Genomic DNA, 9052 nt, shown 5'->3' on the forward strand with positions numbered 1-9052 from the left:
CGTCACACTCCGCAGCGTCACCATGACCCGACCCCGGGAGGACCGCCTGGGGAGGCCCCAGCGTCGACCGGAGAGAAGAGCGAAGTTGTCCCCGACCAGCGAGACCGCGAAGGGCGGCCGCCGACTCGTCATCGTCGAGTCGCCTGCCAAGGCGAAGACGATCAAGGGCTATCTCGGCCCCGGATACACCGTCGAGGCGAGCGTCGGGCACATTCGCGACCTTCCCAACGGCGCCGCGGAGGTGCCGGAGAAGTACACCGGTGAGGTGCGCCGCCTCGGTGTGGACGTCGACCATGACTTCCAGCCGATCTATGTGGTCAATGCGGACAAGCGGGCCCAGGTCAAGAAGCTGAAGGACCTGCTGAAGGAGTCCGACGAGCTCTTCCTCGCCACCGATGAGGACCGCGAGGGCGAGGCCATCGCCTGGCACCTCCAGGAAGTGCTCAAGCCCAAGATCCCGGTCAAGCGGATGGTGTTCCACGAGATCACCAAGGACGCGATCCGCGAGGCCGTGGCCAACCCGCGCCAGCTCAACCAGAAGCTGGTCGACGCCCAGGAGACCCGCCGCATCCTCGACCGCCTCTACGGCTACGAGGTCTCGCCGGTCCTGTGGAAGAAGGTCATGCCCCGGCTGTCCGCCGGCCGGGTCCAGTCCGTGGCGACGCGGCTCGTGGTGGAGCGCGAACGCGAGCGCATCGCGTTCCGCTCCGCCGAGTACTGGGACCTGACCGGAACCTTCGCGACGGGCCGTGCGGGAGACGCCTCCGACCCGTCGTCGCTGGTCGCCCGGTTGCAGACGGTCGACGGCCGGCGCGTCGCGCAGGGCCGCGACTTCGACTCGCTGGGGCAGCCGAAGAGCGCCACCATCCTCCACCTCGACGAGGCGAACGCCCGCGCGCTGGCCGCCGCCCTGGAGAACACGCGGTTCGCCGTGCGCTCCGTCGAGTCCAAGCCGTACCGCCGCTCGCCGTACGCCCCGTTCCGTACGACGACGCTGCAGCAGGAGGCGAGCCGCAAGCTCGGCTTCGGCGCGAAGGCCACCATGCAGATCGCGCAGAAGCTGTACGAGAACGGCTACATCACCTACATGCGTACGGACTCGACGACGCTGAGCGAGACGGCGATCTCCGCCGCCCGCGCCCAGGTCACGCAGTTGTACGGTTCCGACTACCTGCCCCCGCAGCCGCGCACCTACGCGGGCAAGGTCAAGAACGCGCAGGAGGCGCACGAGGCGATCCGTCCCTCGGGCGACCGCTTCCGCACGCCCGCCGAGACCGGTCTGACCGGCGACCAGTTCAGGCTGTACGAGCTGATCTGGAAGCGGACCGTCGCCTCGCAGATGAAGGACGCGACCGGCAACTCCGTCACCGTGAAGATCGGCGGCACGGCGGCCGACGGACGGGACGTCGAGTTCAGCGCGTCCGGCAAGACGATCACCTTCCACGGCTTCCTGAAGGCCTACGTCGAGGGCGCCGACGACCCGAACGCCGAGCTCGACGACCGCGAGCGCCGGCTGCCGCAGGTCGCCGAGGGCGACGCCCTCGTCGCCGAGGAGATCACGGCCGACGGCCACGCCACCAAGCCCCCGGCCCGCTACACCGAGGCGTCGCTGGTCAAGGAGCTGGAGGAGCGCGAGATCGGCCGCCCGTCGACGTACGCGTCGATCATCGGCACGATCCTCGACCGCGGCTACGTGTTCAAGAAGGGCACGGCCCTGGTGCCGTCCTTCCTCTCCTTCGCCGTGGTCAACCTGCTGGAGAAGCACTTCGGCCGGCTCGTCGACTACGACTTCACCGCCAGGATGGAGGACGACCTCGACCGCATCGCGCGCGGCGAGGCGCAGGCCGTGCCGTGGCTGAAGCGGTTCTACTTCGGCGAGGGCACGCACAACGGCGGCGCGGCCGAGGCGGGCAACGGCGACGGGGACCACCTCGGCGGCCTCAAGGAGCTGGTGACCGACCTGGGCGCGATCGACGCGCGCGAGGTGTCGTCGTTCCCGGTGGGCAACGACATCGTGCTGCGGGTCGGGCGCTACGGCCCGTACATCGAGCGCGGCGAGAAGGACAGCGAGCGGCACCAGCGCGCCGACATCCCGACCGACCTGGCGCCCGACGAGCTGACCGTCGAGCTCGCCGAGGAACTGCTCGCCAAGCCGAGCGGCGACTTCGAGCTGGGCACCGACCCGGCGACCGGTCACACGATCGTCGCCAAGGACGGCCGCTACGGCCCGTACGTCACGGAGATCCTCCCCGAGGGCACCCCGAAGACCGGCAAGAACGCGGTCAAGCCGCGCACGGCCTCCCTCTTCAAGTCGATGTCCCTGGACACGGTGACCCTCGAGGACGCGCTGCGGCTGATGTCGCTGCCGCGCGTGGTCGGCACCGACGCCGAGGGCCAGGAGATCACCGCCCAGAACGGCCGCTACGGGCCGTACCTGAAGAAGGGCACCGACTCGCGGTCGCTGCAGTCCGAGGACCAGCTCTTCACGATCACGCTGGAGGAGGCGCTGGCGATCTACGCCCAGCCCAAGCAGCGGGGCCGGGCGGCCGCCAAGCCGCCGCTGAAGGAGCTGGGCGAGGACCCGGTCAGCGGCAGGCCGGTCGTGGTGAAGGACGGCCGCTTCGGTCCGTACGTCACCGACGGCGAGACCAACGCGACCCTGCGCTCCGGCGACAGCGTCGAGGCGATCACGCCGGAACGCGGGTTCGAGCTGCTCGCCGAGAAGCGCGCCAAGGGCCCCGCCAAGAAGACCGCGAAGAAGGCCACCACCAAGAAGGCGGCGGCCAAGAAGGCCCCGGCGAAGAAGACGGCGGCCGCCAAGAAGACCGCGGCGAAGAAGACGACGACCGCGAAGAAGGCGACCGCGGCGAAGAAGACGGCCGCCGGGAGGGCGACCGCCCCGAGCGGCGCGGAGGACTGACACCTCCCCGGAACCCGTCCGTCACCCGGGGAGGATCCTCGCCCCGGGTTCGGAATGCGAACACCCCGGCAGCACTTCGCTGCCGGGGTGTGTGCATGTCAGGCGCGTCGCCCCGTGCTGTCCGCGCGGGCCGATAGGCTGAACGCATGACGCGAGCCGAGCGGCCAACGGCCCACCGACCGGATCCGGACGACGCCCTGATCGCGGACTCCCGTGAGCGCGCCGTCCGCGCCCTGCTGCGCCGACCCCAGCTGAAACGACTGTGGAGCGCGCAACTCGTGGGCGGGGTCGGCGACGTCCTCGCCCTCTTCGTGCTGGTCCTGCTCGCCCTCCAGGCGGCGATCGCCGCGGGCTCCTTCGGCGGTGGCCACCGGGGCGCGGCGTTCGCAGTGGCGACCGTTTTCGGGGTGCGCATCCTGGCGACCGTGCTGTTCGGCGCCGTCCTCCTCGGCCCGCTCACCGCGCTCACCGCGCCGGACGGCCCGCTGGACCGCCGCTGGACCATGGTCGGCGCGGACGGACTGCGGGCCGCGCTGCTCATCGTGGCGCCCCTGTGGATCGACTGGATGCCCGACGACGCCCTGGCCGTCCTCCTCGTCACCGCCTTCGTGGCGTCGGTCGCCGAGCGCTTCTGGACCGTGTGCCGGGAGAGCGCGGCGCCCGCGCTGCTGCCCGCGCCGCCCCCGGAGGGCGCGACGGTACGGCCGCTGCCCGACCACATGGACGCGCTGCGCCGCCTGTCGCTGCGCACGGGCTTCGTGGCGATACCGCTCGCGGCCGTCACGCTCGTCGTCGCGGCCCTGTTCAACAACCTGCTGGGCACGGCGATCGACTGGTTCGCCGAGCACCAGGCGGCCCTCGCCTCGTACGTCGCGGCCGGGCTGTTCGCCGCGTCGCTGTCCGTGCTGACCTTCCTGGAACTGCCCGACACCCGTACCCCCCGCGCGCGGTCGCCGCTGGAGGGGCTGCGCCGCCCGAAGAGCGCCGCCGGCGCCGACAAGGGCCGCACCGGTGCGCTGCCGCTGCTGGTGCTCGCGTCCGCGTCCGTCGCCGCCGCGGTGGCGGCCGCGGTCGCCGTGGCGGTGCTGCACGCCACGGACCTCGACGGCGGTCCCGTGCTCTACGGCCTGATGACGGGCGCGCTGACCGGCGGGGTCGTCGTCGGCATCCGTACCGCGCCCTCCCTGCTGCCGTCGCTGTCCCGGCGCCGGCTGCTCGCGATGGCGCTCGCCTTCACCGGCATCGCGCTGCTGGCCGCGGGACTGGTGCCGGACGTCACCAGCGTGCTGCTGATCATGGCGCTGGCCGGCGTCGGCGCGGGCATCGCCGCCCACACCGGGCACGCGCTGCTCGACCAGGAGACCGAGGAGCAGCGCCGGGCCCGTACGACCGAGCACCTGCACGCGGTCGTCCGGGTCTTCGTGGCGCTCGGCGCGCTGATCGCCCCGCTGGTGGCCGCGGGCATCGGACCGCACCGGCTGGAGAACGGCCGGTTCGTCTTCGCGCACGGCGGCGCCGCCTTCACGCTGATGCTGGTGGGCGCGCTGCTGCTGCCGGTGGCCGCGCTGGTGCTGGCCAAGGTCGACGACCGTTCCGGGGTGCCGCTGCGGCAGGACCTGCGCGACGCGCTGCTCGGCGGCGACCCCGACCAGACGCCCGCCGCCTCCGGCTTCTTCATCGCCCTGGAGGGCGGCGACGGGGCCGGGAAGTCCACCCAGGCCGAGGCGCTCGCCGAGTGGATCCGGAACAAGGGCCACGAGGTCGTGCTCACCCGCGAACCCGGGGCGACGCCGGTCGGCAAGCGGCTGCGCTCCATCCTGCTGGACGTCTCCAGCGCCGGTCTGTCGCACCGCGCGGAGGCGCTGCTGTACGCCGCGGACCGGGCCGAGCACATCGACACCGTCGTACGGCCCGCCCTGGAGCGCGGCGCGGTCGTCATCTCCGACCGGTACATCGACTCCTCCGTGGCCTACCAGGGCGCCGGGCGCGACCTGTCGCCGACCGAGATCGCCCGCATCAACCGCTGGGCCACCGACGGGCTGGTCCCGCACCTGACGGTGCTGCTGGACGTGGCGCCGGAGACCGCGCGGGAGCGGTTCACCGAGGCGCCGGACCGGCTGGAGTCGGAGCCCGCGGAGTTCCACGCGCGCGTGCGGGCCGGTTTCCTCACCCTGGCCGCGGCCGACCCGGGCCGGTACCTGGTGGTCGACGCCGGCCAGGAGCCGGAGGCCGTCACCACGGTGATCCGGCACCGGCTGGACCAGGTGCTGCCGCTGTCCGAGGCCGAGATCCGGGCCCGCGAGGAGGCGCGCCGCAAGGCCGAGGAGGAGGCCCGCCGCAAGGCCGAGGAGGAAGCGGCCCGCAAGGCGGAGGAGGAGCGCCTGGAGCGCGAGCGCCAGGAGCAGCTGGCGCGGCTGCGCGCCGAGGAGGAGGAGCGCAAGCGGCGCGAGCTGGAGGAGGCGCAGCGGCGCGAGGCGGAACGGCAGGCGGAGGAGGCCCGGCAGCGCGCCGAGGAGGCCCGCCGGCGTGCCGAGGAGGAGCGCCGGCGCCTCCTCGAGGAGGAGAAGGCGCGCGCCGAGGAGGAGGCCCGCCGCAAGGCCGAGGAGGAACGCCGCCGCAAGCAGGCCGAGGAGGAGGCGCGGCTGCGCGCCGAGGCCGAGGCACTGCGCCTGGAGAAGCAGCGCAAGGCCGAGGAGGCCCTGCTGCGGGCGGAGGAGGCCCGGCGGGCCGCCGAACAGGCGGCGGCCGCGGCGGAGGCGGGACCGAGGACGACGGGTGTCCCGCCGGCCGCGGACACCCCCGCGCCCCGGTCCCCCTGGCCGGGGGCCGAGGAGGCGGTGACCGTGCCGACGCCGGTGGTGACGCCGACGAACGCGTCGGGCGGGCCGGTGGACGAGACGGCGGTGCTGCCCCGGGTGCGGGGCGAGGACGCCGCCCGTGACTCCGGCGGGACGTCCGGGCGGTCCCGGGGCTCCGACGCCGAGGTGACGGCCGAGCTGCCGGTGGTGCCGGATCCGGCCGACGACACCGCGGTCCTGCCTCCCGTACCGCCGGGCGCCGCCGACGAGACCGCGGTGCTGCCCCCGGTGCGGGGGGAGAACCGGGAGGACCGCACGCGCGAGCTGCCCCGGATCGACCCCGAGGGCACGCCCCACCGGCGCCGCCAGCGCTCCGACTGGGCGGAGGAGACCCCGCTGGACGACCTGCCGACGCTGGCGGACGAACTGCTCGGCCCGCACGGCCCGCACGACGAGGACGAGCGGCACGGCGACGAGGACGGCCGGGGCCGGGGCCGCCGGCGCTGACCCGGTCCGGCGTTGTCGGCGCCCACCCCCACAATGGATCCCGCAAGCCGAACATGACGGAAGGGCGGCGTGACCCATGACCGTGTGGGACGACCTCGTCGGGCAGGAACGGGTGAGCGGACAGCTCACCGCGGCCGCCCGGGACGCCGACGCGTTCGTCACCGCGGCGGCGGCCGACGCGCCCCCGCCGGAGGCGTCCCGGATGACGCACGCCTGGCTGTTCACCGGCCCGCCCGGCGCGGGGCGCAACCAGGCGGCGCGCGCCTTCGCCGCCGCGCTGCAGTGCGTCAGCCCCGACCGGGCCCTCGGCGGGGTCCCCGGCTGCGGGTTCTGCGACGGCTGCCACACCGCGCTGATCGGCACCCACGCCGACGTCACCACGGTCGCCGCCGTCGGCTCGGAGATCCTCGTCAAGGACATGCGCGACACCGTGCGCAAGTCGTTCACCGCCCCGGCGAACGGCCGCTGGCAGGTCATCCTCGTCGAGGACGCCGAGCGGCTGAACGAGAAGTCCGCCAACGCCGTCCTCAAGGCCGTCGAGGAGCCCGCCCCCCGCACGGTCTGGCTGCTGTGCGCCCCCTCCCTCGAGGACGTGCTGCCGACGATCCGCTCCCGCTGCCGCCACCTGAACCTGAGCACGCCCTCGGTGGACGCCGTCGCCGACATGCTCGTCCGGCGCGAGGGCATCGAGCCGGACGTCGCCGCGGCGGTGGCCCGCGCCACCCAGGGCCACGTCGACCGCGCGCGCCGCCTGGCCACCGACCCGGCGGCCCGCGAGCGCCGCGCCGCCGTGCTGAAGCTGCCCCTGCGGGTCGAGGACATCGGCGGCGCGCTCAAGGCCGCCCAGGAACTCGTCGACGCCGCCGCCGAGGACGCCAAGCAGCTCGCCGAGGAGATGGACACCAAGGAGACCGAGGAGCTGAAGGCGGCGCTCGGCGCGGCCCAGGGCGGCCGGCTGCCGCGCGGCACGGCCGGCGTGGTCAAGGACCTGGAGGACATGCAGAAGCGCCGCAGGACACGGACCCAGCGCGACAGCCTCGACCTCGCCCTGACCGACCTGACCAGCTTCTACCGCGACGTCCTCGCCCTCCAACTCGGCTCCCGCATCGCCCTCGCCAACACGGACGCCGAGGACGTGCTCGAGCGCCTGGCCCGCGGCAGCTCACCGGAGTCCACGCTCCGCCGCATCGAGGCGATCGCCGCCTGCCGCCGGGCCCTCGACCGCAACGTGGCCCCGCTCCTCGCGGTGGAGGCGATGACGATGGCCCTCAGAGCGGGCTGACGGGGCCCGGCCGACCGCCCGGCGACCCGTCGCCGTACCTCGTGCGCGAACTCGTACGCGGCACGGCGTGCGCGTAGAGCACTCATCCCGTCGCCCAGAGTTACGCTCGCATCATGCACACAAGGCGCACCACCCGTAGGATCCGCACCGCAGCCTGCCTGCTCGCCGCCGCCGCACTGCTGGTGTCCGGCTGCTCCGCCGGAAGCACGCCGAGCACCGCCAGCTCGGCGGCGGAGGAGAAGGGAGCGGCACCGACCGCGCTGCCCCGCTCCACGCCGGCGGCGCTCATGTCGTACTACGAGCAGAAGCCGTCCTGGCGCGACTGCGGAGTCCCCGGCTTCCAGTGCGCCACGGTGAAGGCCCCGCTCGACTACGACGCCCCGTCCGCCGGCGACGTCCGCCTCGCCCTGGCCCGCAAGAAGGCCACCGGGCCGGGGAAGCGGCTGGGCTCGCTGCTGGTGAACCCCGGCGGCCCCGGCGGCTCGGCGGTCGGCTACCTCCAGGCGTACGCCGGGATCGGCTACCCCGCCGAGGTCCGCGCCCGCTACGACATGGTGGCCGTCGATCCCAGGGGCGTGGCCCGCAGCGAACCCGTCGAGTGCCTGGACGGGCCCGGGATGGACGCGTACACGCGGACCGACGTGACGCCGGACGACGCGCGGGAGACGGACGCCCTGGTCGCGGCGTACCGGAAGTTCGCCGAGGGCTGCGGGGCGGACGCGCCGAAGCTGCTGCGCCACGTGTCGACCGTCGAGGCGGCCCGTGACATGGACATCGTGCGGGCCGTGCTGGGCGACAAGAAGCTGAACTACGTCGGCGCCTCGTACGGCACCTTCCTCGGGGCCACGTACGCCGGGCTCTTCCCGTCCCGGACGGGTCGGCTGGTGCTGGACGGCGCGATGGACCCCTCGCTGTCCGCGCGGCAGCTGAACCTGGAGCAGACGGCGGGCTTCGAAACGGCGTTCACCGCCTTCGCGAAGGACTGCGGCCGGCGCGACGACTGCCCGCTCGGCGGCCGGGGCACCGGCCCCGAGCAGGCCGGGAAGAACCTCAAGGCGTTCTTCGCCGACCTCGACGCCCGGCCGATCCCCACCGGTGACGCCGACGGCCGCAGGCTCACCGAGTCGCTGGCGACCATCGGCGTGATCGCGGCGATGTACGACGAGGGCGCCTGGCAGCGGCTGCGCGAGGCACTGACGGCGGCGAAGCAGAACGACGGCGCCGGACTCCTCGCCCTCGCCGACAGCTACTACGAACGCGACGCCGACGGCGGCTACGCCAACCTGATGTTCGCCAACGCGGCCGTGAACTGCCTGGACCTCCCCGCCGCCTTCGACTCCCCGGACGAGGTGCGGGCGGCGCTCCCCGACTTCGAGAAGGCGTCCCCGGTCTTCGGCGAGGGCTTCGCGTGGATGGCGCTGAACTGCGCGTACTGGCCGGTGCGGGCCACGGGCGAACCGCAGCGCATCGAGGCGAAGGGCGCGGCCCCGATCGTCGTCGTCGGCACCACCCGCGACCCGGCGACCCCGTACCGCTGGGCCGAGG

Annotated in this window: 4 protein-coding genes; all 4 read left to right on the forward strand. The window is 73.9% G+C overall.

All coding sequences use genetic code 11. The annotated features are described in order from the left end of the window. The first annotated feature begins 85 nt into the window (after nucleotides 1–85). Nucleotides 86–2920, forward strand: a complete 2835-nt coding sequence (gene topA / locus B7L92_RS09715) for a type I DNA topoisomerase (protein WP_081237032.1) — start codon at nucleotides 86–88, stop codon at nucleotides 2918–2920. Nucleotides 2921–3066: 146 nt separating this feature from the next. After that, on the forward strand, nucleotides 3067–6225 hold the full coding sequence (gene tmk, locus B7L92_RS09720; RefSeq protein WP_081237033.1) for a dTMP kinase: 3159 nt from the start codon (nucleotides 3067–3069) through the stop codon (nucleotides 6223–6225). A 76-nt stretch (nucleotides 6226–6301) separates the two neighbouring features. Then, on the forward strand, nucleotides 6302–7507 hold the full coding sequence (locus tag B7L92_RS09725; RefSeq protein ID WP_081237034.1) for a DNA polymerase III subunit delta': 1206 nt from the start codon (nucleotides 6302–6304) through the stop codon (nucleotides 7505–7507). Nucleotides 7508–7620: 113 nt separating this feature from the next. Beyond that, nucleotides 7621–9052, forward strand: a 1432-nt coding sequence (locus B7L92_RS09730) for an alpha/beta hydrolase (RefSeq protein ID WP_081237039.1), incomplete at its 3' end; no start/stop codon positions are given.

The organism is Streptomyces viridosporus (genome assembly GCF_002078235.1).
Taxonomy (GTDB): Bacteria; Actinomycetota; Actinomycetes; order Streptomycetales; family Streptomycetaceae; genus Streptomyces; species Streptomyces viridosporus.

Coding starts and splice junctions, on each gene's coding strand:
- tmk (WP_081237033.1), top strand. CDS start 3,067: ATGACGCGAGCCGAGCGGCCAACGGCCCACCGACCGGATCCGGACGAC.
- B7L92_RS09725 (WP_081237034.1), top strand. CDS start 6,302: ATGACCGTGTGGGACGACCTCGTCGGGCAGGAACGGGTGAGCGGACAG.